Source organism: Streptomyces sp. MRC013 (assembly GCF_023614235.1).
Classification (GTDB): Bacteria; Actinomycetota; Actinomycetes; order Streptomycetales; family Streptomycetaceae; genus Streptomyces.
On record NZ_CP094264.1, the window covers coordinates 2,648,870 to 2,672,949 of the forward strand.

General features: G+C 70.2%; 22 protein-coding genes and 2 pseudogenes. 11 read left to right on the forward strand and 13 right to left on the reverse strand.

Going from position 1 to position 24,080, the window contains the following annotated elements:
- Window positions 1–242: 242 nt before the first annotated feature.
- Window positions 243–1,454, forward strand: a complete 1,212-nt coding sequence (locus LUW75_RS12190) for a metallophosphoesterase (protein WP_250335630.1) — start codon at window positions 243–245, stop codon at window positions 1,452–1,454.
- Window positions 1,455–1,945: 491 nt separating this feature from the next.
- Here LUW75_RS12190 and thiC read toward each other — a convergent pair whose 3' ends face one another.
- Window positions 1,946–3,724 carry a phosphomethylpyrimidine synthase ThiC gene (gene thiC / locus LUW75_RS12195; RefSeq protein WP_250335631.1) on the reverse strand — a complete coding sequence of 593 codons (1,779 nt, stop codon included), beginning with the start codon at window positions 3,722–3,724 and terminating at the stop codon, window positions 1,946–1,948.
- Window positions 3,725–3,943: 219 nt separating this feature from the next.
- On the opposite strand from thiC, the gene LUW75_RS12200 reads away from it, so the two are divergent.
- Window positions 3,944–5,308 carry a YibE/F family protein gene (locus LUW75_RS12200; RefSeq protein WP_462933724.1) on the forward strand — a complete coding sequence of 455 codons (1,365 nt, stop codon included), beginning with the start codon at window positions 3,944–3,946 and terminating at the stop codon, window positions 5,306–5,308.
- Window positions 5,309–5,415: 107 nt separating this feature from the next.
- Here the strand turns inward: LUW75_RS12200 and LUW75_RS12205 are convergent, their stop codons facing one another.
- The 4 genes from LUW75_RS12205 to LUW75_RS12220 all read right to left on the reverse strand — a co-directional run bounded on the left by LUW75_RS12205 (window position 5,416) and on the right by LUW75_RS12220 (window position 7,468).
- The gene (locus LUW75_RS12205) at window positions 5,416–5,850 is read right to left on the reverse strand and encodes an SsgA family sporulation/cell division regulator (protein WP_250335632.1); all 435 of its coding nucleotides are present in this window, start codon (window positions 5,848–5,850) and stop codon (window positions 5,416–5,418) included.
- 138 nt (window positions 5,851–5,988) lie between these two features.
- Window positions 5,989–6,531, reverse strand: coding sequence for a helix-turn-helix domain-containing protein (locus LUW75_RS12210; protein WP_250335633.1), 543 nt, complete (start codon window positions 6,529–6,531; stop codon window positions 5,989–5,991).
- Window positions 6,532–6,770: 239 nt separating this feature from the next.
- Entirely contained in the window at window positions 6,771–6,992 is a 222-nt protein-coding gene (locus LUW75_RS12215) for a DUF5326 family protein (protein WP_250335634.1), read from the reverse strand.
- 158 nt (window positions 6,993–7,150) lie between these two features.
- The gene (locus tag LUW75_RS12220; RefSeq protein ID WP_250335635.1) at window positions 7,151–7,468 is read right to left on the reverse strand and encodes a cupin domain-containing protein; all 318 of its coding nucleotides are present in this window, start codon (window positions 7,466–7,468) and stop codon (window positions 7,151–7,153) included.
- 50 nt (window positions 7,469–7,518) lie between these two features.
- Here LUW75_RS12220 and LUW75_RS12225 point away from each other — a divergent pair, with 50 nt between their 5' ends.
- The 5 genes from LUW75_RS12225 (at window position 7,519) to LUW75_RS12245 (ending at window position 11,492) form a co-directional block, all read left to right on the forward strand.
- A complete protein-coding gene (locus LUW75_RS12225) occupies window positions 7,519–7,899 on the forward strand; it encodes a phage holin family protein (RefSeq protein ID WP_250335636.1) in 381 nt (126 codons plus the stop codon).
- Window positions 7,899–9,041, forward strand: coding sequence for a cystathionine gamma-lyase (locus LUW75_RS12230; RefSeq protein WP_250335637.1), 1,143 nt, complete (start codon window positions 7,899–7,901; stop codon window positions 9,039–9,041). Before LUW75_RS12225 ends, LUW75_RS12230 begins: the two co-directional genes overlap by 1 nt.
- A 207-nt stretch (window positions 9,042–9,248) precedes the next feature.
- A complete protein-coding gene (locus LUW75_RS12235; protein WP_250335638.1) occupies window positions 9,249–10,142 on the forward strand; it encodes a LysR family transcriptional regulator in 894 nt (297 codons plus the stop codon).
- Between the two features lie 61 nt (window positions 10,143–10,203).
- On the forward strand, window positions 10,204–10,683 hold the full coding sequence (locus LUW75_RS12240) for an NUDIX domain-containing protein (protein ID WP_250335639.1): 480 nt from the start codon (window positions 10,204–10,206) through the stop codon (window positions 10,681–10,683).
- Between the two features lie 356 nt (window positions 10,684–11,039).
- On the forward strand, window positions 11,040–11,492 hold the full coding sequence (locus LUW75_RS12245; RefSeq protein WP_250335640.1) for a GNAT family N-acetyltransferase: 453 nt from the start codon (window positions 11,040–11,042) through the stop codon (window positions 11,490–11,492).
- 20 nt (window positions 11,493–11,512) lie between these two features.
- Here the strand turns inward: LUW75_RS12245 and LUW75_RS12250 are convergent, their stop codons facing one another.
- From LUW75_RS12250 to dnaB, 3 genes are all read right to left on the reverse strand, one after another.
- Window positions 11,513–12,883, reverse strand: coding sequence for a serine hydrolase domain-containing protein (locus LUW75_RS12250; RefSeq protein WP_250335641.1), 1,371 nt, complete (start codon window positions 12,881–12,883; stop codon window positions 11,513–11,515).
- A 722-nt stretch (window positions 12,884–13,605) separates the two neighbouring features.
- Window positions 13,606–14,241: a LysE family transporter gene (locus tag LUW75_RS12255; protein ID WP_250335642.1), complete on the reverse strand. Its 636-nt coding sequence runs from the start codon at window positions 14,239–14,241 to the stop codon at window positions 13,606–13,608.
- A gap of 292 nt (window positions 14,242–14,533) precedes the next feature.
- The gene (gene dnaB, locus LUW75_RS12260) at window positions 14,534–16,018 is read right to left on the reverse strand and encodes a replicative DNA helicase (protein ID WP_250337640.1); all 1,485 of its coding nucleotides are present in this window, start codon (window positions 16,016–16,018) and stop codon (window positions 14,534–14,536) included.
- Between the two features lie 442 nt (window positions 16,019–16,460).
- Here dnaB and LUW75_RS12265 point away from each other — a divergent pair.
- Window positions 16,461–17,799 (forward strand): annotated as a pseudogene (locus tag LUW75_RS12265) (MATE family efflux transporter).
- A 102-nt stretch (window positions 17,800–17,901) separates the two neighbouring features.
- Here LUW75_RS12265 and rplI read toward each other — a convergent pair.
- The 4 genes from rplI to rpsF form a co-directional block, all read right to left on the reverse strand.
- The gene (gene rplI, locus LUW75_RS12270; protein ID WP_010467849.1) at window positions 17,902–18,348 is read right to left on the reverse strand and encodes a 50S ribosomal protein L9; all 447 of its coding nucleotides are present in this window, start codon (window positions 18,346–18,348) and stop codon (window positions 17,902–17,904) included.
- A 17-nt stretch (window positions 18,349–18,365) separates the two neighbouring features.
- The gene (rpsR, locus tag LUW75_RS12275; protein WP_005315025.1) at window positions 18,366–18,602 is read right to left on the reverse strand and encodes a 30S ribosomal protein S18; all 237 of its coding nucleotides are present in this window, start codon (window positions 18,600–18,602) and stop codon (window positions 18,366–18,368) included.
- Between the two features lie 44 nt (window positions 18,603–18,646).
- A complete protein-coding gene (locus tag LUW75_RS12280) occupies window positions 18,647–19,213 on the reverse strand; it encodes a single-stranded DNA-binding protein (RefSeq protein ID WP_250335643.1) in 567 nt (188 codons plus the stop codon).
- A gap of 72 nt (window positions 19,214–19,285) precedes the next feature.
- A complete protein-coding gene (rpsF, locus tag LUW75_RS12285; protein WP_004950685.1) occupies window positions 19,286–19,576 on the reverse strand; it encodes a 30S ribosomal protein S6 in 291 nt (96 codons plus the stop codon).
- Between the two features lie 277 nt (window positions 19,577–19,853).
- Between rpsF and LUW75_RS12290 the strand changes: the two genes are divergently transcribed.
- The 3 genes and pseudogenes from LUW75_RS12290 (at window position 19,854) to LUW75_RS12300 (ending at window position 22,545) form a co-directional block, all read left to right on the forward strand.
- Window positions 19,854–20,168 carry a hypothetical protein gene (locus tag LUW75_RS12290; RefSeq protein WP_250335644.1) on the forward strand — a complete coding sequence of 105 codons (315 nt, stop codon included), beginning with the start codon at window positions 19,854–19,856 and terminating at the stop codon, window positions 20,166–20,168.
- Between the two features lie 110 nt (window positions 20,169–20,278).
- A pseudogene (locus LUW75_RS12295) lies at window positions 20,279–21,396 on the forward strand (lipid II:glycine glycyltransferase FemX).
- Between the two features lie 117 nt (window positions 21,397–21,513).
- Window positions 21,514–22,545: an alanine racemase gene (locus tag LUW75_RS12300; RefSeq protein WP_250335645.1), complete on the forward strand. Its 1,032-nt coding sequence runs from the start codon at window positions 21,514–21,516 to the stop codon at window positions 22,543–22,545.
- On the opposite strand, the gene LUW75_RS12305 is transcribed toward LUW75_RS12300, so the two are convergent.
- The gene (locus LUW75_RS12305; protein ID WP_250335646.1) at window positions 22,542–24,029 is read right to left on the reverse strand and encodes a glycosyltransferase family 87 protein; all 1,488 of its coding nucleotides are present in this window, start codon (window positions 24,027–24,029) and stop codon (window positions 22,542–22,544) included. The genes LUW75_RS12300 and LUW75_RS12305 overlap by 4 nt on opposite strands.
- Window positions 24,030–24,080: the final 51 nt, after the last annotated feature.

Here is a 24,080-nt window from a genome sequence, read left to right on the forward strand (position 1 = left end):
CCCGAGCGGAACGGGGCAGAATCCTCAACGGGCAGGCGAAGGCCGGGCAACGCCCGGGTGAGCACCCCTTCCCCCTCGGGTCAAAACCTGAAAATCAGGACGAGAACCCCGAGGAGTCGGACGTGCTCCCCGATTCATCACCCCTGGTGCGTCACAGAGCACAAGCCTCATTCCTATGATGGGCGCACGACAGCGCGGACCGCTCCGACCAGGCCGGCCCGCGATGTGAGGGCGTCGCGACGGTGGTGGAGGGGTCGATGACTCAGGGGGCCGGTCAGGGACCCGTGGTGCGGACGGCGACGTTGCGCGACTTCCGCGTACCGCCGTATGCCCAGGTGCCCGTGGAGGGCCACTCCGAACATCCGCAGCCCCGGCCCGCCCCGCACCACCCGGCGCCCCGGCAGGCGGCGAGGGAAGCCCTGCAGCACGCTCCCGAGCAGCCGCCCCGGCCCCGTACGGCCCCCCCGCCGCACCCGGGCAACGCTCTCCCCGACGACGGGTACCCGGACGGCTACACCCCGACCGAGCGCGACCTGCCGGTCATCAACCGGGGGGACACGCTCCAGGTCTCCGTCGCCGCGCCGCCCGACCCGGCGGCCGCCGCCACTCCGCTCGTCGGGCAGGGCCCCGGACCGGGCCCGCTGTACGTCGTGGGCGACGTCCACGGCTACTTCGACGAGCTCCTCGTCGCCCTGCGCGAGCAGGGCCTCGTCGACGGGGACGGCCACTGGACGGCCGGCAACGCCCGCCTGTGGTTCCTCGGCGACTTCACGGACCGCGGTCCGGACGGCATCGGCGTCATCGACCTCGTCATGCGGCTCTCCGCCGAGGCCGCGGCCGCGGGCGGCTACTGCAAGGCCCTGATGGGCAACCACGAGCTGCTGCTGCTCGGCGCGAAGCGATTCGGCGACACCCCGGTGAACTCCGGTGCCGGGACGGCCACTTTCCAGGCGGCCTGGCTGCTCAACGGTGGCCAGAAGAGCGACATGGACCGCCTGCAGGACGTCCACGTCCAGTGGATGTCCCGCCTGGACGCGATCGTCGAGCAGGACGGCCACCTGCTGCTGCACTCCGACACCACGGCGTACCTGGAGTACGGTGACACCGTCGAGGACGTGAACGACACCGTCCACGAGATCCTCACCCGCAACGACGCCGACGAGTGCTGGGACCTGTTCCGCAAGTTCACCAAGCGGTTCGCGTTCCGCGACGAGGGCGGCGCCAACGCCGTGCGCGAACTGCTCGACACCTACGGCGGGCAGCGCGTCGTCCACGGCCACAGTCCCATCCCGTACCTGCTGGGCGAGGTCGGGACCGAGGACGCGGAGGGCGAGGGCACCGGCCCCGTCGTCGAAGGCCCCCACGTGTACGCGGACGGCCTCGCCGTCGCCATGGACGGCGGTGTGACCATGGCCGGGAAGCTGCTCGTCCAGCAGCTGCCGCTCCCTCACTGAGCGCACCGGGAAGGGGAGTTCCAGAGCCTCCGCCGCCTTCGCGGTACACCGGCTCTCCCCGGCGCCCTCCACGCCGCCTCTCCGCGGGCCCCGCGCCTCGGAAGCGCGGGGGCCTCGCGGAAGCGGTCCCGGGGGGCCGCCTCGTCCGCGAGCGCTTCCCGACGGAGCACCACGCATGACGCCCGGTCCGCCCGGGCCCGGCGGCCGTGGTCCGTCGGCCCGCCGCCCATTCCCGGAACCACCCGCGCCGCGGGGCGGGCGGGCGGGCCGCGCGACGGGACCACCCGTACGGACGGCCGGCACCGCGTCCCGTCGAGCACGGCGTCCCGCTCCTCCGCCTCCGCTCGATCACCGAGTCGGCCGGCGCGTCCGCCTCCGTTCCCGGGGCGGCCGCCCCTGACCCGGCGCCGACTCCACCGGCCCCGGCCGGCCCGGTCCGCGGCCTTCGGGCCACGGGCCGGACCGGCGAACGGACCGACGGGCCACTCGGGTCAGTCGGCCAGCGGCAGGTAGACGCGGTTGCCCGCCTCGGCGAACTCCTTGGACTTCTCCGCCATCCCGGCTTCGATCTCCTCCTGCCCGAGGCCGCCGCCGTGCTCCCGCCGGATGTCCTGCGAGATCCTCATCGAGCAGAACTTCGGCCCGCACATCGAGCAGAAGTGCGCGGTCTTCGCGGGTTCCGCCGGCAGCGTCTCGTCGTGGAACTCACGCGCCGTCTCCGGGTCGAGGGCCAGGTTGAACTGGTCCTCCCAGCGGAACTCGAACCGCGCGTCCGACAGCGCGTCGTCCCACTCCTGCGCGCCGGGGTGGCCCTTGGCGAGGTCCGCCGCGTGCGCCGCGATCTTGTACGTGATGACGCCGGTCTTCACATCGTCGCGGTTGGGCAGGCCCAGGTGCTCCTTGGGCGTGACGTAGCAGAGCATCGCGGTGCCCCACCATGCGATCATCGCCGCGCCGATGCCGGACGTGATGTGGTCGTACGCCGGTGCGACGTCCGTGGTCAGCGGGCCGAGCGTGTAGAACGGCGCCTCCTCGCAGATCTCCTGCTGGAGGTCGACGTTCTCCTTGATCTTGTGCATCGGGACATGGCCCGGGCCCTCGATCATCGTCTGGACGCCGTGCGCCTTGGCGATCCGGTTGAGCTCGCCCAGCGTGCGCAGCTCCGCGAACTGCGCCTCGTCGTTGGCGTCGGCGATGGAGCCGGGCCGCAGGCCGTCACCGAGCGAGAACGTCACGTCGTACGCGGCGAGGATCTCGCAGAGCTCCTCGAAGTTCTCGTACAGGAACGACTCCTTGTGGTGCGCCAGGCACCACGCGGCCATGATCGAGCCGCCGCGCGAGACGATGCCGGTCTTGCGGCGGGCCGTCAGGGGCACGTACCGCAGCAGCACGCCCGCGTGGACCGTCATGTAGTCGACGCCCTGCTCGGCCTGCTCGACGACGGTGTCCTTGTAGATCTCCCAGGTCAGTTCCTCGGCCTTGCCGTCGACCTTCTCCAGCGCCTGGTAGAGCGGCACGGTGCCGATCGGCACGGGGGAGTTGCGCAGCACCCACTCGCGGGTGGTGTGGATGTTGCGGCCCGTGGAGAGGTCCATGACCGTGTCGGCGCCCCAGCGGGTCGCCCAGGTCATCTTCTCCACCTCCTCCTCGATGGAGGAGGTGACCGCGGAGTTGCCGATGTTCGCGTTGACCTTCACCAGGAACCGCTTGCCGATGACCATCGGCTCGATCTCCGGGTGGTTGACGTTGGCGGGCAGCACGGCCCGGCCGGCCGCGATCTCCTCCCGCACGACCTCCGGGGACACGTTCTCGCGGATCGCGACGAACTCCATCTCCGGTGTGATCTCGCCCCTGCGGGCGTACGCGAGCTGCGTCACCGCCTGCCCGTCCCGGCCGCGCCGCGGCCGGCGCGACCGGCCGGGGAACACGGCGTCGAGGTTGCGCAGCCCGTCCCGCGACGAGGCGTGCTTGATGCCGTCGTCCTCCGGACGGACGGGGCGGCCGGTGTACTCCTCGGTGTCGCCGCGCGCGGTGATCCAGCTCTCCCGGAGGGGCGGGAGGCCGCGGCGTACGTCGGTTTCGACATTCGGGTCGGTGTACGGCCCGGACGTGTCGTACAGGGTCACGTCCTTGCCGTTGGTGAGGTGCACCTTGCGGACCGGCACGCGGATGTCGGGGCGCGAACCCTCGACGTACCCCTTGTGCCAGCCGATGGACTTCCCGCTCTCCTCGGTGCCGGAGGCAGGCGTGCGTGCGTCCTGAACGGTCATCCTGACCTACTCCCTACGCCGGCATTACCCGGTAACAGGTTCGGCGGTCGACGCAGCCGCTTCCATCGGCGATGTTTCACATGAAACATCGCGGGGACGGAGGTCAGCGTCCTCTCAGCCCGGTGCTCCGAGCTCCCGCGTGTACAAAGGTGCGACCACGCTAGCGTCATTCCGGCCACGCTGAACAGAGGGCCCCTTCGTTCTTGCGATGATCGGTCGGTGACTTCCTCGCATCAGCACCCGGAAAACGGGTCGGGACACGGCCCCGAGCACGGTCCTGGGCACCGCCCGGATCCCGAAGCGCTCGCTCACGTCCACGCACATGCCCACGGACCGGCCGCTCCCGTCTCCAAGCATCTGCGCAAGGTCATCGCCGCAGTGCTGATCCCCTTCGCCACGGCGGTGCTCGTCGGCCTCGCGGTGCTGTGGCCGGGCGGCGCCCCGCCACACGAACGTACCGGTGTCGGGTTCGACCGGCAGACCGAGACGGGCGAGGTCGTCCGCGTCGAGCGGGTCGACTGCAAGGACGTGAACGCCGCTCAGGTCCCACCGACCGGTGACACCAGCACCCCTCAGGGCCGGGAGGCGGTCAACGCCCAGCAGGGGCAGTGCAAGCGCGCCACCATCGAGGTGACCAGTGGTCAGGACAAGGGCCGGCGGTTCGTCGAGATCGTCCAGCCCGACGCACCGCGGCAACTGGAGGAGGGCCAGGGCGTGGTCGTGGCGTACGCGCCGGATGCTCCGGAGGACCTTCAGTACTCGGTGACGGACGTCGACCGGAAGTTCCCGTTGCTACTGCTGTCGGCGGTCTTCGCCCTGGCGGTGGTGGCGGTGGGCCGACTGCGCGGTGTGATGGCGCTGATCGCGCTCGGGACCAGCTTCGTCCTCCTGACCCTCTTCATCCTGCCGGCGATCCTCCAGGGGTCGAACCCGCTGGTCGTCGCTGTGGTCGGGTCGAGTGCGATCATGCTCATCGCGCTGTATCTCAGTCACGGGTTGAGCGCCCGTACGTCGGTCGCGGTGCTCGGCACGTTGATCTCTCTGCTGATCATCGGCCTGCTCGGCTCGCTGTTCATCGGCTGGGCCCGGCTCAGCGGCAACACGGACGACTACACGGGCCTGATCCACGGGCTGTACCCGAACATCGACATGTCCGGCCTGCTCCTCGCCGGCGTCATCATCGGTTCGCTCGGGGTGCTCGACGACGTGACGGTCACTCAGACTTCGGCGGTGTGGGAGCTGCACCAGGCGGATCCGGCGATGGGGCCGCGCGCGTTGTACCGGGCGGGCATCCGGATCGGGCGGGACCACATCGCCTCTGTGGTGAACACCCTGGTGCTGGCGTACGCGGGTGCGGCACTGCCCTTGTTGCTGCTGTTCTCGATCGCTCAGAGCAGTGTGGGGACGGTGGCCAACAGCGAGCTGGTGGCCCAGGAGATCGTCCGTACGCTGGTCGGTTCGATCGGGCTGGTGGCATCGGTGCCGGTGACGACGGGCCTGGCGGCTCTGGTCGTCTCGGCCGATCGGGCCCCGGGGGCCTCGGCCTCGGCGCGTACGGGCCGGGGGCGACGTCGCAGGAAGTAGCGACGGGCGGTACCGGCGGAAGGGCGCGGTGGACGGCCGCCCATCCGGACGGGCCCGATTCCCCCGGTGGAGCCGGGCCCGTCCGGCTCCAGGACGTCACCGGCCCCTCAGCCGGCGTTCTCGTCGGCGAGGATGCGGCCGAGCACCTCGTCCAGGCCCTCGTCGAAGTCGCCCAGCGAGCGCTCCTGTCCCAGGGGCACCAGTTTGTCGGTGCGGTCGAGGAAGGCGACGAGAGGCGGCGCGCTGGCCCGGAACAGCGCTTGGTCGGCGCCGACGCGCAGTCGGATGTGGACGTCGGAGAGCTCCTCGGCCTCGGACGGCTCGATCCGCACGTCGCCGTCACCGGTGGCGTCGTTGATCCCGTCGACGAGCAGCTCGCGCCCGAAGGTCCAGGTCACCGGTGCGTCGCCGGGCAGGTGGAACGTCATCCGGACCGCGAAGGGGTCCTTGGTCTCGTACCCGAGCTCGACCGGGATCCTGAAGGAGAGCTCCTCCGAGACGATGAAGCTCATCAGGACCTCGGCCTGAACCGACTCGCGCATCACGTACCCCGCTGTAGATGAATGTCTCGATGCAGTTCTGAAAACAGTAGCCATGACAAAACTGGCCAGGATTGATCCCTCCTGGCCCTCTTGACGTAATGCTCCTGCAAGCGCTATCAGACCACAAGGAGTGATTTTTCAGATACTGATAGAGACAGCGAGCGATCGGAGGAACTCCCCGATCTCATTGCGCAGCCGCTCCGCTTCGAGGAGCATGCTTTCATCCTGAATCAGGGGTACGGAAACAACCCTGGCCCGGGCTTTTTCCCGGCGGTCCGTCCACTTCTGGTGGGAGGGGGCGGGCCCTGCGGCAGGGTGGTCGGAGACCGCCAGGAGTTCGATCTCGCCGTCCCGGTAGACGGCGAAGCAGACGGGGGCACCGACCGTGTCCCACCCGTGCACCAGGAAATCTTCGATCTTGCCGCGACGATTCTGCAGGGAACCCGCCTCAGCCAGTCTCCTGGCGGCGTCGCCCAGGGTGAACAGCCCTTTCTCACGCGTCAGGTAGCCCTCGTGCGTCAGGGTGCGCAGCAGGTGGTAGGCCGTGGCCAGAGGCAGTCCGGTCTCGCGTGCGAGTTGCTTGGCCGGGGCCCCGCTCTCGTGGGATCCGACGGCCTCCAGCAGTCTGAGCGCCCGCTGCACCGAGCCGATCAGGGTTGGGGCGGTGGAAGGAGAAGCCATGACCGAAGGTCACCCCCAGGGCATGTTGCCCACGAGCGATCGCCGCTGACACCGCCGTACGCGTCTGCTTCTCTTTCACAGCACGCACATACAGTCGCAACAGTCGTACAAACCGCTGGTAAGGCGTTCAGTCAGCCCCTGAATTCAAGGGCCGCGGAATCCCTGCCACTCTAATGGCAGGCCCCGTTCCGGAGTGAGTTCCACCGGATCCGTTCCCCCGGCCGGGCTAACGACCTCCTTCACCAGCCGCCGTCTGAGGACGGCGGCGATTTCCTGAACTTCCGTACGACGTAAACCAGTCCGCCGACGAGGGCCACGAAGGCCAGCGCCTTGAACAGCAGACTCACCACGAAGTAAGCAACGGTCGCGAGCGCACCGCCGAAGAGGACGACGGCGGCCACGGGTATCGCCACCCACTTCACCCACCACGGAAGCCCCGCGAGAAGTCCCCTTACCGCCATAACCTGCCTCGTCTCTGCGTCGCAACGGTGAACACCTCCGATGCTAGGGAGGTGGGGGCCTCCGGCGGGGATCCGCTTCCCCCGTAATCCCCTGACCCTTCCCCTAGGGAGGACCGGGCGGACCGGGGACCGAACCCTGCCCTTCGGCGGAAGGGACGTCAGCTCTCGGGCGGGGAGAACACCACGAGGACCCGCAGGTCCTCGGTGATGTGGTGGAACCTGTGCGGCACCCCCGCCGGGACGTAGACGACGCTGCCGCGTCCCACCTGCGTGGTCTCCGTCCCGACCGTGATCGAGCCCCGACCGCTGACGACGAGGTAGACCTCGTCCTCCTTGTGCGGCTGCTGCGGATCCAGTTGCCCGGCGTCGAGCCCGTACAGCCCCACGGACATGCTCCGCTCACGCAGGAACTGGAGGTACGCACCGTCGTTGGCGACGCGCTCGGCTTCGAGCTCGTCCAGTCGGAATGCCTTCATCGCCCGTTCGCCTCTGCCTCGGTCCGATCATGTCTGCCACGATCAGACACATGATGAATTTCGTAGTCAAGACGCTCGCGAACGCGGGTGCTCTGGCGGTGGCGGTCTGGCTGCTGCAGGACATCACCCTCACCGGCGAGAGCACCGGCCGCAAGGCGCTGGCACTGTTCCTCGTCGCCCTCGTCTTCGGCGTGGTCAACACCCTCGTCAAGCCTCTTGTGAAGTTGCTCACGCTCCCTCTGTTCGTTCTCACCCTCGGTCTGTTCACGCTGGTCGTGAACGCGCTGATGCTGCTGCTGACCTCGTGGCTCGCCGAGAAGCTGGACCTCGGCTTCCACGTGGAGGGCTTCTGGACCGCGGTCCTGGGTGGTCTGATCGTCTCGGTCGTGTCCTGGGCGCTGAACGTCGTCCTCCCGGACGGACGCGACTGATGGAGACGCCCCCCGGCTGGGGCGACGGCACCCTCGCCGTGCGGGCCGGGCTACCGGAGCCGCACAAGCACGAACCGACCCTGCCGGGTCCGGTCTTCGCCGCGCATTTCCACCTGCCGGGCGAGCCCACCGGTCCCTACACCTACGGGCGCGACGAGAACCCGACCTGGACGCTGCTGGAGCGCGCCATCGGGGAGCTGGAGGCTCCCGGGGACGGTGCGGTGGAGACCGTGGTCTTCGCCTCCGGCATGGCCGCGATCTCCTCGGTGCTGTTCTCCCGGCTCGGGGCCGGCGACACCGTGGTCCTCCCGGCCGACGGCTACCAGGCCCTGGCCCTCGTGGGCGAGCAGTTGGAGGCCTACGGGATCGAGGTGCGCAGCGCACCGACAGGTGGCGACGCGCAGTTGTCCGTCCTGGACGGTGCGAAGCTGTTGTGGCTGGAGACGCCGTCCAATCCCGGCCTCGACGTGTGCGACATCAGGCGGATGGTGACGGCGGCCCACGCCGCCGGCGCCCTGGTCGCCGTGGACAACACCCTCGCCACGCCCCTGGGGCAGCGCCCCTTGGCGCTCGGCGCGGACTTCTCGGTGGCCAGCGACACCAAGGGCATGACCGGACACGGTGACCTCCTGCTCGGCCACGTCACCTGCCGCGACGCGGAGCTCGCCGCCGGCGTGCGTCGCTGGCGGAAGATCGTCGGAGCGATTCCGGGTCCGATGGAGGCATGGCTCGCCCATCGCTCCCTCGCCACCCTCCAGCTACGGGCCGACCGGCAGTGCGCCAACGCACTGGTGCTGGCCCGGGCGCTGGCGGCGCGAGACGACGTGGCGCACCTGCGCTACCCGGGACTTCCCGGCGACCCCTCGCACGAGGTGGCGTCAGGGCAGATGCGCCGTTTCGGGTCGGTGGTGTCGTTCGTCCTGGACGACCGGCAGCGCGCGGAACGGTTCCTGGAGACGCTGCGCCTGGTGGACGACGCGACCAGCTTCGGCGGAGTACGGTCGACGGCCGAGCGGCGGGGCCGGTGGGGTGGCGACGCCGTGCCGCCGGGCTTCGTCCGCTTCTCGGTCGGCGCGGAGGACCCCGACGACCTCGTCGCGGACGTGCTCCGCGCCCTGGACGCGACGGCCGGGCTCCGCTGACGGGAGGGCGTACGTCGCGAGCCGTGCGGAACGGGCGGTCCGAACCTCCCCCCTGGTGGCTCGGACCGCCCCGTATCCGTGCCCGGTACCGCTCCGAACCAGGCAGTTTGACTCTACGTCAGATTCCGATCACACGAACGACAGGTGCCTATCGACATATTTATAGTTGTACGGGTCCGGGGGGCGCCGGCCGGGGGGAGGGAGGGCATGGATCTCAGCCTGCTGCGGACCTTCGTCACGGTGTACCGAGCCGGCTCCTTCACCCGTGCCGCAGCCCTCCTCGGCCTCTCCCAGCCCGCTGTGACCAGTCAGATCCGCGCCCTGGAACGGCATCTCGGCCGGACCCTCTTCCTGCGGCAGGCCCGTGGTGTCACCCCCACGGCGGTCGGTGACGAACTCGCCCACCGGGCCGCCCCTCATCTGGACGCGCTCGTGGAGATCGCCGAGACCGGCCCGTACGGGCGGGTCGGGGCTCGAACCCTCCACCTCGCCGGACCGCCCGAGATCGTCTCGCTTCGGGCGTTACCCGCTCTGACGACCCTCGTGTCCGAGGGCCTCACCCTGCGGACCGCTGTGTTCACCGCATCCGAGGAGAGCCTCGACGGTCTGGCCGCCGGGCACCACGACCTGGTCGTCTCCACGGCACGGCCACGGGGCGGGCCGCTGACGGCGACACCGCTGTGCGACGAGGAACACGTACTGGTGGCCGCACCACGCTGGGCCGCCCGGCTGGCGCAGGACACGCCGCACGAAGGTTCCACGATCCTGAACCGGTTACCGGTGATCGAGGTCCACGAGTCACTGCCGTTCGTGGCCCGGTACTGGTCCGCCGTCTTCGAGTCGAAACCCGCCGTGTCCGCCGCGGTCGTCGTCCCCGACCTGCGGGCCGTCCTGGAGAGCGCCGTCTCCGGCGCGGGCCTCGCCGTCCTCCCCCGCTATCTGTGCGAGGGAGCCCTGGAGAGCGGCTGCCTCGTCGCGCTGCTGGAGCCACCCGTCCCGCCCCTGCGGACGTACTTCCTCGCCGTCCGCGTCGGCACGCTGGCCCTGCCCCACATCGCCAGGGCCCAGGAGACACTGCTGCGGGCGGCGATCGAGTGGTGACCACCGACGGCCGCAACCCTGCCGGCGTTTCAAGGGGAACACCGCGGGCCATTGTCATGCCATGACCGAACGTCCAGTGGTCAAGCGCACCGCACGGGCCGTCCTTCTCGACGGTGACGACCTGATCCTGATCAAGCGCACCAAGCCGGGAATGGATCCCTACTGGCTCACGCCGGGCGGAGGCGTCGAGCCGAGCGACGCGACCGTCGTGGACGCCCTGCACCGGGAGGTCCACGAGGAACTCGGTGCGAAGGTCACGGACGTGGTTCCCTGCTTCGTCGACACCGTCGAGCACATCGAGGACGGCGGTGTCTCCGGGGTGAAGGTGCAGCACTTCTTCGTCTGCCGCCTGGCGTCCATGGACCCGAGCCGACGGCACGGACCCGAGGTGGACGAACCGGTCGGCGAGTACGAGATCGTCCGCGTGCCGTTCAGCCGGGTCGGCATCGCCGCCGTACACCTGGTCCCTCTGTCACTGCGCCACTACCTGGACGGCAACATCGAAGGCGTACGTGCCATGCACGCCCCCGATCTCGGTTGACCGGCCCACCGTCCGGGCGGTGACGAGCCGCCTCACGGACCGCAGCCGAGGCACGCGGAGCGGTCGGTGATCTCGCCTTCACCCCCGCACCGGGAGCGTCCGACACCGGTACGAGCCGTCGGGGGCCTGCGTGTCGAGGCCGGGAGGGCGGACAGGGAACCGCGTTTCACGTGAAACCGCCCGCTCGCCGGACCGTTCCCGTCGGGTGCAGCCCTGTTCGCGGGCGGGGACCATCCGTGCCGCGAGCCTCCGCAGGAGGTCTGACGAACCGGCCGACGAGGCGGGCTCCTCTCACCGGTCAGGAGCGTCGGAAGCACTCGGCGCCTCGACGTGAACGGCGGGATAGCCTCCCCCTCATGGATGATTTCGACATCAGGCGTGCGTCTGCGGCTGACGTTCCCGCCATTGTGGCGATGCTCGCCGACGATCCGCTCGGCGCCCAGCGGGAGTCGCCCGATGACCTCTCCCCCTACCTCAAGGCCTTCGAGCGGGTGGCCGCGGACCCGAACCAGCACCTGGTCGTCGCCGTCCGCGACGGGCAGGCCGTCGGCACCCTCCACCTGACCGTCATTCCGGGGCTGTCCCGGCGCGGCGCCACCCGCTCCCTCATTGAGGCGGTGCGGGTGCACGCCGACGCGCGTGGCTGTGGGCTCGGTACACGACTGATCCAATGGGCCATCGCGGAGTCGCGCCGCCACGACTGCGTCTTGGTCCAACTCACGTCGGACGCATCCCGTACGGACGCCCACCGCTTCTACGACCGTCTGGGCTTCATCGCCTCACACATCGGTTTCAAGCTGGCCCTCTGAACGCCGTTTCACGTGAAACGTCAGCGCGCGCCCCGCCAGCCCCCTTCGTCCACACCACCCGGGACGGCGTCCTCCGGCCCGTACGGTTCACGGGTGAACACGAACGACCCCAGGTCCAAGTGGCTCACCGAACCGTCCTCGCGGCGGACCACCCGGAGCACCTCCCCGTCGTAGTAGCCGTCGAGTCCGAGCCACGTGCCGTCCGGAAGCGGCCGGAACCGGGAGCCCCGGCCGACATCGCGCAGGGGCTGCAGTTCCACACCACCGTCCGCGAGCGCCTTCAGTCCGTAGGCGTAGGTTCCCCAGTACCAGGAACCGGTCAAGCAGAGTGTCGGAGCATCATCCTCCGGCAGGGGGCGCCACGGTTCCGGGAACCGGGGCTCCGCCTCGACGACGATCCGTACGAGGTCGGAGACGAGCGCGCCGAGCTGCGGTCCGGACGTCGCATTGGCCAGGACGACCGCGGCGACGTCATCGTCCACACTCAGCCAGAGGCCGGCGACGAAACCCGGCAGCGAACCGGAGTGGCCGACGAGCGTCCGACCGTCCCGCCGTATCAGCTGCACACCCAGCCCGTAGCCTCCGTCCCAGTTCTCCGTAATGGGCGGTGCGGCAGGCGTGCGCATCTCCCGTACGGACTCCGCGGACAGCACCCGAGCGTCCCCTCCGGCAAGGAACGAGGCGAACCGGCAGAGGTCGGCGGTGGTCGACCACAATTGCCCGGCCGGAGCCATCAGGCCCAGGTCCTCGGCTGGTTCCGGCAGGAGCACATCCGCCCACGGGTGGACCGCCCAGCCCTTCGCATACGGTGCCACCGGCTGTGACGTCGTCCGGTGCATGCCCAGCGGTTCCAGGATCTCGGCGCGCAGCGCCTCCTCCCACGGAATGCCGCGCACCGCGGACACCAGCGAACCCAGCAGGGCGTAACCGGTGTTGGAGTAGTGGTGACCGCGCCCCGGCGGGTGTGCGAACGGCCGCTCCCCGAGGACGTCGGCAAGACCGGGACGCAGTCCACCCGGTGTCCGTTCCCACCAGGGAGCCGGCGACTCGGCCGACAGGCCGGCGGTGTGGCTCAGAAGCTGGGCGATGGTCACACCGCCCACGCCCGTGTCCGGCAGGTGCTTCTCCAGTGGGTCCTCCAGCCCGAGCACCCCCTCGTCCCGCAACCGCATCACCAGAACGGCGGTGAAGGTCTTGGTGATCGAACCGACCCGGTACTGCGTGTCGGTGGCGGACGCGACGTCGCCCCACGCGCCCGCCCACACCATCCGGCCGCCGCGGGCGATCGCCCCGACGAGTGAGGGCGTCCGGCCTTCGGACTGGCCGACGGCGATCCGGTGGAGCAGCGAGCGCTCCGTGGCGGGCAGGAGCGGTACGGAGGATGATGTCATGAGCCCAGATGTACAGCACGGCGCGAAATCTGTGGACCTCCGAGGAGCGTCGGCATCGACGGCCTGGTCGATTGAGGAGGCTCACACGGTCGTGACGCCGGGCGAGGAGGTCGTGCCTGTCATCGGACGACGACTCCGACGTCGCGGAGGACCGGTTCTCCGCGCGCGGAACCGTGGCGGGCGGCATCCTGCCGGAGTCGGCCGTGCGGTACCGGATCCAGGTCGTCTCCGGCCGCTCAGGACCGACACTTCGTCGACGGGTGGGGAACTGCTCGATGAAAGGCGCCGCCTCTTCGGCTGGGTCCACCGGCGCCGCTCCGGAACCGACTGGCGAAGGGCCGGACAGCCGCCCCAAGGGCAGCGGCGTGGAATCCCCGCGAGCGCGGCCTGGTCGCCGGAGAACGACAGCGCGCACCGGGCCGCTTCCCGGTGCGGCACTGTCCGGAGCGGACGGCACCGCGGAACGCGAGCTCCGCGACCGGTTGGCGCGAATCGTCCCCCGGGGAGCCCGGCCCGAAGACCGCGCGTCCGCACTGACCGGCTCCTGTACGGCACCCGCTCGTACGCACCGCCTTTCCCGGTGTCACAAGGGGTCGAGCCCCATGTGGCGGCGGGCGCCGGGGGCCGGTGGGCAGCCGTCAGCGTCCACAGGGCCGTCCGCGGGATGCGGACGACGATGTCGGTCACCGCGGTGCCCACCGCAACCCCGGGTGATGCGGTCCTCAGACCATCGGCACCAGCAGGTGAGCGGCGAGCACGATGATCAGGACGCTGGACGCCAAAGCGGTGGTCAGCCTGCTACGGGCGCCGATCAGCGCCCGTCCGAGCAACGCTCCGCCTCCGGCGAGGAGGACCTGCCAGCCGGCGGACGCGACGAACGCGGCGGCCGCGAACGAAGCCGCCTCCAGCCCGCCCGGTCGTCCGTCCGTCCCTCCGCCCAGGACGAGCGCGGTGAAGTAGACGACGGTCAGGGGGTTCATCAGAGTGATCCCCAGGAACGTCAGGTACGCCCGCCCGGGCCGGAGCGCCCCGCCCTCCACCTCACCCCCCGCCGCGTGCCGCCTCCGGTACCGCCCGACCGTGATCACCGCGCCTCGCAGCGCCAGCCCGATCAGGAGCAAGGCGGAGGTCCAGCGCAGCGGCACCGCGACCGGTTCCAGCAACGGCGTGAGCACCGAACCGCCCACCGTCGCGATCAGCGCGTAGACCCCGTCGGCGGTGGCCACGCCCAGGCCCGCGCAGACACCGGTCCTCAGGGACGACCGCGCGGTCACCGCCACCAGGTACACCCCGACGGCGCCTACCGGCAGGGCGATCCCGAACCCGGCGACAGCCCCGGCGACCAGCGCGCTGATCACGCGACCGCAGACATCGTCCCCGATCGCCTGCCGACCTGCTGTCGACCCGGCCGGCGTGTGGCGGGAATCGACAGCGGAGGGCGGGAGCAGGCAGTCGTCATGCTCCTCATCCTCGACACCCCTGCAAGACAGCGGCAACCGGTTTTCGCCCCCGGAGGCACGCGCCACCGCGCCCTCCCGGCCGACCGCACCCTCCACCACCGGCTACGGAACAGACCCGGACGTTCTGCAGCCCCTCACGACACGACAGCGGAGAAAACGACGCGAAGGCAGGGAACCCGCACCACGGGCATCAGGTCTGGGCCATGTCGACGAAGCGGGAGTAGTGGCCCTGGAAGGCCACGGTGATGGTGGCCGTGGGACCGTTGCGGTGCTTGGCCACGATGAGGTCCGCCTCGCCGGCGCGGGGCGACTCCTTCTCGTAGGCGTCCTCGCGGTGGAGCAGGATCACCATGTCCGCGTCCTGCTCGATCGAACCGGACTCCCGCAGGTCGGAGACCATCGGCTTCTTGTCCGTACGCTGCTCGGGACCCCGGTTCAGCTGGGACAGGGCGATGACCGGGAGCTCCAGCTCCTTCGCGAGGAGTTTGAGGTTGCGCGACATGTCCGAAACCTCCTGTTGACGGCTCTCGGCGCGTCGGGAGCCGCCGGACTGCATCAGCTGGAGGTAGTCGATGACCACCAGCTTGAGATTGTTCCGCTGCTTCAGTCGGCGGCACTTGGCGCGGATCTCCATCATCGACAGGTTCGGGGAGTCATCGATGTAGAGAGGGGCCTGCGAGACGTCCGGCATGCGCCGGGCCAGCCTGGTCCAGTCCTCGTCCGTCATCGTCCCGGACCGCATGTGGTGCAGCGCCACCCGGGCCTCGGCGGACAGCAGGCGCATCGCGATCTCGTTGCGGCCCATCTCCAGGGAGAAGATGACGCTCGGCAGGTTGTGCTTGATCGAGCAGGCGCGGGCGAAGTCCAGCGCCAGCGTCGACTTGCCCATGGCGGGACGTGCCGCGATGACGATCATCTGGCCGGGGTGAAGGCCGTTGGTGAGGGAGTCGAAGTCGGTGAAGCCGGTCGGTACGCCGGTCATCTCGCCGCTGCGGGAGCCGATCGCCTCGATCTCGTCGAGGGCGCCTTCCATGATGTCGCTGAGCGGGAGGTAGTCCTCGCTGGTGCGCTGCTCGGTGACGGCGTAGATCTCGGCCTGCGCCTGGTTGACGATCTCGTCGACGTCGCCGTCCGCGGCGTATCCCATCTGCGTGATCTTGGTGCCGGCCTCCACGAGGCGGCGCAGCACCGCGCGCTCGTGGACGATCTCCGCGTAGTACGAGGCGTTGGCCGCGGTCGGCACGGACTGCACCAGGGTGTGCAGGTACGACGCGCCGCCCACTCTGGTGATCTCACCACGCTTGGTGAGCTCGGCGCCCACGGTGATGGGGTCGGCAGGCTCGCCCTTGGCGTAGAGGTCGAGGATCGCCTGGTAGATCGTCTCGTGGGCGGGGCGGTAGAAGTCGTGGCCCTTGAGGGTCTCCACGACGTCCGCGATGGCGTCCTTGGAGAGGAGCATGCCGCCGAGCACGGACTGCTCGGCGTCCAGGTCCTGCGGGGGAACGCGTTCGAAGCCGCCGGCGCCGCTGTCCCAGGGACCGCTCTCGGCTCCCCGCTCGTGCTGCTCCTCGCGGCCGCGGCCTCCGCCTCGCCCGCCGAGGGGCGCTTCGGCTGCGCGCTGACGGGAGACGGGCAGACGGTCGCTCGGGCCTCTGCCGGTCCAGGGGTCGTCCAAGGGCTCCGGAATGGTCACCGGCCCACCTCCTCCCGTCCGCACCGCGGACCTTGGCGTGTCAGTCTTTCTACGCCACGGCTCTGACAAACAAGAGGCACCAACTCCACCTCGCGGCACGTCGGGCGCCGGACCACGGTAGGCCCGCGGGCACCGACAGCCAATCTGGTTATCCACAGGGCCTGTGGGCGAACGTCTCCATACTGTGGAGAACTTGCCGGATCCTGTGCACGGACCGGGGGACAGCCGTGTGGACAAACTCATAGCGACATCCACAGAGCTACTCTGACCTGCGGTTTTTCCATCCACCGGCTGTGGGGGAGAAAAACTTTTCCCGAAGGCTCAAGATCTGCGCAAACAGCGCACACGACTACCGCCGAGCCATAGGTCGGTAAGAGTCCACTCCGTGTTGCACCTCTTACCTGTGGACGATTACATTGAGCGCATGCCCCAGGCTTCCCCGGCTCCCGAGAACCTCCGCCGCTCCTACGACCGCGAGATCCTCGGCCTCGCCGTACCGGCCTTCGGGGCGCTCGTCGCCGAGCCTCTGTTCGTCCTCGTCGACAGTGCCGTCATCGGCCGTCTCGGCACCCCCCAACTGGCCGGCCTGGGCGTCGCGGCAGCCCTGCTCTCGACGGCCGTCAGCGTCTTCGTCTTCCTCGCCTACGCCACGACGGCGGCCGTGGCCCGACGTGTCGGCGCGGGCGACCTCCCGACGGCGATCCGCCAGGGCATGGACGGCATCTGGCTCGCTTTCCTCCTCGGCCTGGCGGTCATCGCGGTCACCCTGCCGACGGCCTCCCGGGTCGTCGAGGTGTTCGGGGCATCCGGCACCGCCGCCCCTCACGCCGCGACGTATCTCAGGATCTCCAGCCTCGGCATTCCCGCGATGCTCGTCGTGCTCGCCGCCACCGGTGTCCTGCGCGGACTCCAGGACACCAGGACCCCGCTGTACGTCGCCATCGCCGGCTTCGGCGCCAATGCCGCTCTGAATGTGGTGCTGGTCTACGGCGCAGGGCTCGGAATCGCCGGCTCCGCCTGGGGAACCGTGATCGCGCAGTGCGGCATGGCCGCCGCATACCTCGTCGTCGTCGTCCGCGGGGCCCGGCGCCACGGCGCCTCCCTTTGGCCTGACGCGGCAGGTATCCGGGCTTGCGCCCGGGCCGGGGTCCCCCCTCCTCGTGCGCACCCTCTCCCTGCGCGCCGTGCTGATGATCGCGACCGCCATCGCAGCCCGACTCGGTGACGTCCCGGTGGCCGCGCACCAGGTCATCCTGTCGCTGTGGAGCCTGATGGCTTTCGCCCTCGACGCCATCGCCATCGCGGGGCAGGCCATCATCGGCCGCTACCTGGGCGCCGGGGACACCGAAGGCGCCCGTGCGGTCTGCCGCCGCATGGTGTGGTGGGGCGTCGTCTCGGGGGCGGTTCTCGGCATCCTCCTCGCGGCCACCCGTCCACTGTTCGTTCCGGTCTTCACCGGGGACGACGCCGTACGGGAGGCACTGCTGTCCGCGCTGCTGGTCGTGGCGCTCTCCCAGCCTGTCGCCGGGGTCGTCTTCGTCCTGGACGGAGTCCTGATGGGAGCCGGGGACGGCCCGTACCTGGCGGGCGCAATGGTGGTCACGCTGGCCGTCTTCACTCCGGCCGCCCTGCTCGTCCCGGAGTTCGACGGCGGGCTGACGGCTCTGTGGTGGGCGATGACCCTGATGATGACCGTCCGGATGGTCACACTGTGGCTGCGGATGCGCTCCGGCCGCTGGCTGGTCCCCGGCGCCGCCCGCTGACGGGCCGGCGTTCGGCAGGACGTGTGTTTCACGTGAAACACGGAGAAGGGCCGCACCCGAGCGGGTGCGGCCCTTCAACGCTCAGCTCTGCGAAGGCAGCGCTCAGGCGGCGACAACCTCGACACCGAGGTTCGCGGCGACCTCGGGGTGCAGGCGCACGGAGACCTGGTGCGAGCCCAGGGTCTTGATCGGCGCCCCGAGCTCGACCCGGCGCTTGTCGACGTCCGGACCACCGGCGGACTTGATCGCGGAGGCGATGTCAGCCGGGGTGACGGAGCCGAACAGACGGCCCGCGTCGCCGGAGCGAACGGCCAGACGCACCTTGACGGACTCGAGCTGGGCCTTGATCTGGTTGGCCTGCTCGATGGTCGCGATCTCGTGGATCTTGCGGGCGCGGCGGATCTGCGCCACGTCCTTCTCGCCGCCCTTGGTCCAGCGGATCGCGAAACCGCGCGGGACCAGGTAGTTGCGAGCGTAGCCGTCCTTGACGTCGACGACGTCGCCGGCCGCACCGAGGCCGGAGACCTCGTGGGTAAGGATGATCTTCATCAGTAGGTCACCCTTCCTTATCGCGCGGTGGACGTGTAGGGCAGCAGCGCCATCTCACGGCTGTTCTTGACGGCCGTGGCGACGTCACGCTGGTGCTGCGTGCAGTTGCCGGTCACGCGACGGGCACGGATCTTGCCGCGGTCGGAAATGAACTTCCGCAGCATGTTCGTGTCCTTGTAGTCCACGTACGCGGTCTTGTCCTTGCAGAACGCGCAGACCTTCTTCTTAGGCTTGCGCACAGGCGGCTTCGCCATGGTGTTTCTCCTGTGTGATCAAGAAGTGGGTTACGAGCCCGGCCCTAGAAGGGGGGCTCGTCCGAGTAGCCGCCGGAGCCGCCGCCCCAGCCGCCCTGGCCGCCCTGCTGGCCGCCGGCCGGCGCGCCACCGCCGGCCCAGGGGTCGTCGGCGGGAGCGCCGCCGCCCTGCTGGCCGCCCGGAGCACCGCCCCAGCCGCCCTGGCCGCCCTGCTGGCCGCCGCCGTAGCCGCCCTGGCCGCCGCGGCCCGTGGTCTTGGTGACCTTGGCCGTGGCGTTCTTGAGGCTCGGGCCGACCTCCTCGACGTCCAGCTCGAAGACCGTGCGCTTGACGCCCTCGCGGTCCTCGTAGGACCGCTGCTTCAACCGGCCCTGCACGACGACGCGCATGCCTCGCTGGAGCGACTCGGCGACGTTCTCGGCCGCCTGGCGCCAGACCGAGCAGGTCAGGAAGAGGCTCTCGCCGTCCTTCCACTCATTGGTCTGACGGTCGAAGGTGCGGGGGGTGGACGCGACGCGGAACTTCGCGACCGCCGCACCGGAAGGGGTGAAGCGCAGCTCGGGGTCGTCGACAAGATTGCCGACGACCGTGATGACGGTCTCGCCTGCCATGGGGAACCTCTCGGCGGGTTTGCTTCTGGCTGCTTGCTGCTACTCGGACCCGATGACCAGTGAGCGGAAGGCTCAGTGGGTCTCGGGGCGGAGGACCTTGGTCCGGAGGACCGACTCGTTCAGGTTCATCTGGCGGTCGAGCTCCTTGACGACCGCAGGCTCGGCCTGCAGGTCGATGACCGAGTAGATGCCCTCGGGCTTCTTCTTGATCTCGTAAGCGAGACGACGACGGCCCCAGGTGTCGACCTTCTCGACCTTTCCGTTGCCCTCGCGGACGACGGAGAGGAAGTTCTCGATCAGCGGGGAGACAGCGCGCTCCTCGAGATCGGGGTCGAGGATGACCATCACCTCGTAGTGACGCATGTGGAACCCACCTCCTTTGGACTCAGCGGCCACGGTCGTTCCGTGGCAGGAGGGTCGTGATGCGTACGCAACGGTAGTCGTGCCCACTGACAACGCCCGCGGACGACGGCCGGGGACCGGCTCGCTTCCGGGCGTGGGCAGACACCGGTGCAGACCGTACAGAGTACCCGCACGGCGGCTTCCGGTTGAAATCCGGTGGTCGGAGGACGCAACCTGTACGCATCGGGTGCGGGCGGCGCCGCAGCGCGCCGCCCTCCGACAAGCCGGGAGGTGCCTCATGGCTCAGGCATTCCAGCGTCACCGCCCCTCTTCCCTCCTCGCCACGGACGGCAAGCCCCATCCGCTCCAGGACACCCTGATGGCGGTGACCCTGGTGTTGGGCGCGCTCGCCTTCGTCACGGCCCATTTCCACGGCCTCCACCTGATCAGTTCGTGGGCCGGCCTCATCGGCGTCCTCACGGGCGCCTACGGCCAGTACGTCTCCGAGACCACCCGGGAGCGCACGTTCCTGATCATCGGGCTGGGCGCGGCGGCGGTCGGCTTCTTCCTGGGGATGGCCCGCGGCGGCCTGTTCGGCGGCGTGATCGGCTAGCTCCCCGCGGTGCGGGCCCGGTCGGGGCGCTCCCCCGTGCCAGTAGGCTTCGGCGCGAGAGCTGGAACCCCTGTACCGACGGGGGACACACCTGCCGAGGAGCGCCCCGCATGAGCCTGACCCTGAGGACCATCAGCCGAGAGCAGCATCTGGCGTACATCCAGAGCCTTCCGGCCGCGAGTCACTGCCAGGTTCCGGCGTGGGCCGACGTCAAGACCGAGTGGCGCTCGGAGAACCTGGGCTGGTTCGACCGGGACGGCCAACTGGTCGGCGCCGGCCTGGTGCTGTACCGCCAGCTCCCGAAGATCAAGCGGTACCTCGCCTACCTCCCCGAGGGCCCGGTGATCAACTGGTACGCGCCGAACCTGGACGACTGGCTGCGGCCGATGCTCCAGCACCTCAAGCACCAGGGCGCCTTCTCCGTCAAGATGGGCCCGCCGGTCGTGATCCGCCGCTGGGACGCCTCGGCGATCAAGGCGGGCATCCAGGACCCCGAGGTCAAGCGCCTGCGCGACGTGGAGGCGACGCACATCGAGCCGCGCGCCTTCGAGGTGTCCGACCGGTTGCGCAAGATGGGCTGGCAGCAGGGCGAGGACGGCGGCGCCGGCTTCGGCGACGTCCAGCCCCGCTACGTCTTCCAGGTGCCGCTGGCCAACCGCTCCCTGGACGACGTCCTCAAGGGCTTCAACCAGCTGTGGCGGAGGAACATCAAGAAGGCCGAGAAGGCCGGCGTCGAGGTGGTCCAGGGGGGTACGAGGACCTGCCCGAGTGGCAGCGGCTGTACGAGATCACGGCCGTCCGGGACCGCTTCCGGCCGCGCCCGCTGTCGTACTTCCAGCGCATGTGGACCGTCCTCAACGACGAGGACCCCAACCGCATGCGCCTCTACTTCGCGCGGCACAACGGTGTGAACCTCTCCGCCGCGACCATGCTCGTGGTCGGCGGGCACGTCTGGTACTCGTACGGTGCCTCCGACAACATCGGCCGCGAGGTCCGCCCGTCGAACGCCATGCAGTGGCGCATGCTGCGCGACGCCTACGCCATGGGCGCGACCGTGTACGACCTGCGCGGCATCTCGGACTCGCTCGACGAGACCGACCACCTCTTCGGTCTGATCCAGTTCAAGGTGGGCACCGGCGGCGAGGCCGTCGAGTACATCGGCGAATGGGACTTCCCGCTCAACAAGCTGCTGCACAAGGCGCTGGACATCTACATGTCGCGCCGCTGACACCGTCGCGCTTCCGTACGCTCGTACGCGTCCCGCACACCCCGTTCACCCCGACACCCACACCCACACCCACACCCACAGCCACAGCCACAGCCACAGGAAGGGTCCGGACCGACCATGGCGCTCACCCTGTACGTCGACACCGCTCGCTGGCGGGCGCATCAGAAGTCCGTGATCGACCAGTTCCCCGGCATCGTCCCGGTCTGCAAGGGGAACGGCTACGGCTTCGGCCACGAGCGCCTCGCGGAGGAGGTGAACCGCTTCGGCGCCGACACCCTCGCCGTCGGCACCACCTACGAGGCGGCCCGCATGAAGGACTGGTTCGGCGGCGACCTGCTGGTGCTGACGCCGTTCCGGCGGGGTGAGGAACCGGTTCCGCTGCCGGACCGGGTGATCCGGTCCGTGTCGTCCGTCGACGGCGTGCACGCCCTCGTCGGCGCCCGCGTCGTCGTCGAGTGCATGAGCTCGATGAAGCGGCACGGCATCGGCGAGCACGAGCTGGGCCAGCTGCACACCGCCGTCGAGGACGTCCGCCTGGAGGGCTTCGCCCTGCACCTGCCGCTGGACCGCGTCGGCGGCTCGGACGCCGTCGAGGAGGTCATCGGCTGGATGGACCGGCTGCGGGCGGCCCGGCTGCCGCTGCACACGATGTTCGTCAGCCACCTGCGTGCGGAGGAGCTGGCCCGCCTCCAGCAGCAGTTCCCGCAGACCCGGTTCCGCGTCCGCGTCGGCACGCGGCTGTGGCTGGGCGACCACGAGGCGACGGAGTACCGGGGCGCCGTCCTGGACGTCACCCGCGTCACCAGGGGCGACCGCTTCGGCTACCGGCAGCAGCGGGTGCCGTCCGACGGCTGGCTGGTGGTCGTCGCCGGCGGCACCTCGCACGGCGTGGGCCTGGAGGCGCCGAAGGCCATGCACGGCGTGATGCCGCGCGCCAAGGGAGTCGCCCGCGCCGGCCTCGCCACGGTCAACCGGAACCTCTCCCCGTTCGTGTGGGCGGGCAAGCAGCGCTGGTTCGCGGAGCCGCCGCACATGCAGGTGTCGATCCTCTTCGTCCCGGCGGACGCGCAGGAGCCGAAGGTCGGCGACGAGCTGGTGGCCCACCTGCGGCACACCACGACCCAGTACGACCGGATCGTCGACCGCTAGGCGGCCGGACGGGCGGACGGATCCGCCGGCCGCCTAGCGGTGCCGCCCGTCCGGCGCGCCGACCCGGCGGCGGCCCGGCCGACCGCGAAGACGTCCTCGGCACCGTCCAGGACCCCTCCGGACGGGTCGTCGGAGCCGTCCCGCCGGACGGGGTCCCGCTCGGGCCGCAGGGCGTCCCGCACGATCAGGGCGCACAGGTACAGCGTCCCGGCCAGGTGCAGGACGATCGCGAAGTGGTAGCCGTCCTGCGGCAGGCCCTGCTTGTGCTCCGTCGTGACGTACACCAGGTACATCCAGATGCCGAGGAAGTAGGCCACCTCGCACGCCTGCCAGACGAGGAAGCCCCGCCAGCGCGGCCGGGCCAGCGCCGCCAGCGGGACCAGCCACAGCACGTACTGCGGCGAGTAGACCTTGTTCGTCAGGATGAACGCCGCCACGACCAGGAAGGCGAGCTGTGCGAAGCGGGGGCGGCGCGGCGCCGCCAGCGCCAGGACGGCGATCCCGGCGCAGGCCAGGAGCATCAGCGCGCTCGCGATCGTGTTGACCGTCTCGATCCGCGGGTCCAGGCCGAAGCGCTGTGTGAGGATCAGCCAGAACGAGCCGAAGTCGACGTTCCGCTCCCGGCTGAAGACGTAGAACCGCTTCCAGCCCTCCGGCGCGAGCACCATGACGGGCAGGTTCACCACCAGCCACGCGCCCGCGGAACCCAGCAGGGCAACGGCGAACTCCCGCCACCTCCCGGCCCGCCAGCACAGCACCAGGAGCGGTCCGAGCAGCAGGAACGGGTAGAGCTTCGCGGCCGTGGCGAGGCCGAGCAGCACACCGAAGGCCAGGGCGCGGCCGCGGCTCCACATGAGCATCGCCGCGGCGGTCAGGGCGAGGGCGAGCAGGTCCCAGTTGATGGTGGCGGTCAGCGCGAGGGCCGGTGCGAGGGCGACCAGCAGGGCGTCCCAGGGGCGCCGCCGGTGCGTCCTCGCAACGCACACCGCGAGCACCGCGGTGCAGACCAGCAGCATGCCCGCGTTGACCGCCCAGTACATCTGCTCCCGGTGCTGCAAGTCGCCGCCGCCGGGCGTCAACCAGGCCGCGACCTGCATGAACAGACCGGTGAGCACCGGGTACTCCAGGTACTGCATGTCACCGGCGAACCGGTCGGCGTAGGGGATGAGCCCCTCGGAGAAACCGCGCGCCACGAACAGGTGCGGGATGTCGGAGTAGCAGGCGTGGGTGTACTGGGAGGCGGCGCCGCGGAACCAGGCCCAGTTGTAGCAGGGCAGCTTCTGCACCATGCCGAGCGCGAACGCGCCGATCGCGACGAGCGCGACGACCCGCACGGGGGTGAGGACGTCCGTGCCGAGCCGGGCGCGGCGTCCGACGGGGCCGCCGATCACCTCGCTGCCCGCGGCGGCGACCTCGTCTTGGCGGGTGGGGCACACGACGGGCCGCCCGTCGCCGGGGGCGCTCGTCTTCTGGGGGCTCGGCATGGGGGACATCCTGCCGTACGGGGCCCGAAACGCGGCGAGGGCCGCCGCACC

Bases quoted from the DNA above. Each gene is read 5' to 3' on its own strand.
- thiC (WP_250335631.1), bottom strand. From the start codon at position 3,724: ATGACCGTTCAGGACGCACGCACGCCTGCCTCCGGCACCGAGGAGAGC.
- LUW75_RS12205 (WP_250335632.1), bottom strand. From the start codon at position 5,850: ATGCGCGAGTCGGTTCAGGCCGAGGTCCTGATGAGCTTCATCGTCTCG.
- LUW75_RS12210 (WP_250335633.1), bottom strand. From the start codon at position 6,531: ATGGCTTCTCCTTCCACCGCCCCAACCCTGATCGGCTCGGTGCAGCGG.
- LUW75_RS12215 (WP_250335634.1), bottom strand. From the start codon at position 6,992: ATGGCGGTAAGGGGACTTCTCGCGGGGCTTCCGTGGTGGGTGAAGTGG.
- LUW75_RS12220 (WP_250335635.1), bottom strand. From the start codon at position 7,468: ATGAAGGCATTCCGACTGGACGAGCTCGAAGCCGAGCGCGTCGCCAAC.
- LUW75_RS12225 (WP_250335636.1), top strand. From the start codon at position 7,519: ATGATGAATTTCGTAGTCAAGACGCTCGCGAACGCGGGTGCTCTGGCG.
- LUW75_RS12230 (WP_250335637.1), top strand. From the start codon at position 7,899: ATGGAGACGCCCCCCGGCTGGGGCGACGGCACCCTCGCCGTGCGGGCC.
- LUW75_RS12235 (WP_250335638.1), top strand. From the start codon at position 9,249: ATGGATCTCAGCCTGCTGCGGACCTTCGTCACGGTGTACCGAGCCGGC.
- LUW75_RS12240 (WP_250335639.1), top strand. From the start codon at position 10,204: ATGACCGAACGTCCAGTGGTCAAGCGCACCGCACGGGCCGTCCTTCTC.
- LUW75_RS12245 (WP_250335640.1), top strand. From the start codon at position 11,040: ATGGATGATTTCGACATCAGGCGTGCGTCTGCGGCTGACGTTCCCGCC.
- LUW75_RS12250 (WP_250335641.1), bottom strand. From the start codon at position 12,883: ATGACATCATCCTCCGTACCGCTCCTGCCCGCCACGGAGCGCTCGCTG.
- rplI (WP_010467849.1), bottom strand. From the start codon at position 18,348: ATGAAGATCATCCTTACCCACGAGGTCTCCGGCCTCGGTGCGGCCGGC.
- rpsR (WP_005315025.1), bottom strand. From the start codon at position 18,602: ATGGCGAAGCCGCCTGTGCGCAAGCCTAAGAAGAAGGTCTGCGCGTTC.
- LUW75_RS12280 (WP_250335643.1), bottom strand. From the start codon at position 19,213: ATGGCAGGCGAGACCGTCATCACGGTCGTCGGCAATCTTGTCGACGAC.
- rpsF (WP_004950685.1), bottom strand. From the start codon at position 19,576: ATGCGTCACTACGAGGTGATGGTCATCCTCGACCCCGATCTCGAGGAG.
- LUW75_RS12290 (WP_250335644.1), top strand. From the start codon at position 19,854: ATGGCTCAGGCATTCCAGCGTCACCGCCCCTCTTCCCTCCTCGCCACG.
- LUW75_RS12300 (WP_250335645.1), top strand. From the start codon at position 21,514: ATGGCGCTCACCCTGTACGTCGACACCGCTCGCTGGCGGGCGCATCAG.
- LUW75_RS12305 (WP_250335646.1), bottom strand. From the start codon at position 24,029: ATGCCGAGCCCCCAGAAGACGAGCGCCCCCGGCGACGGGCGGCCCGTC.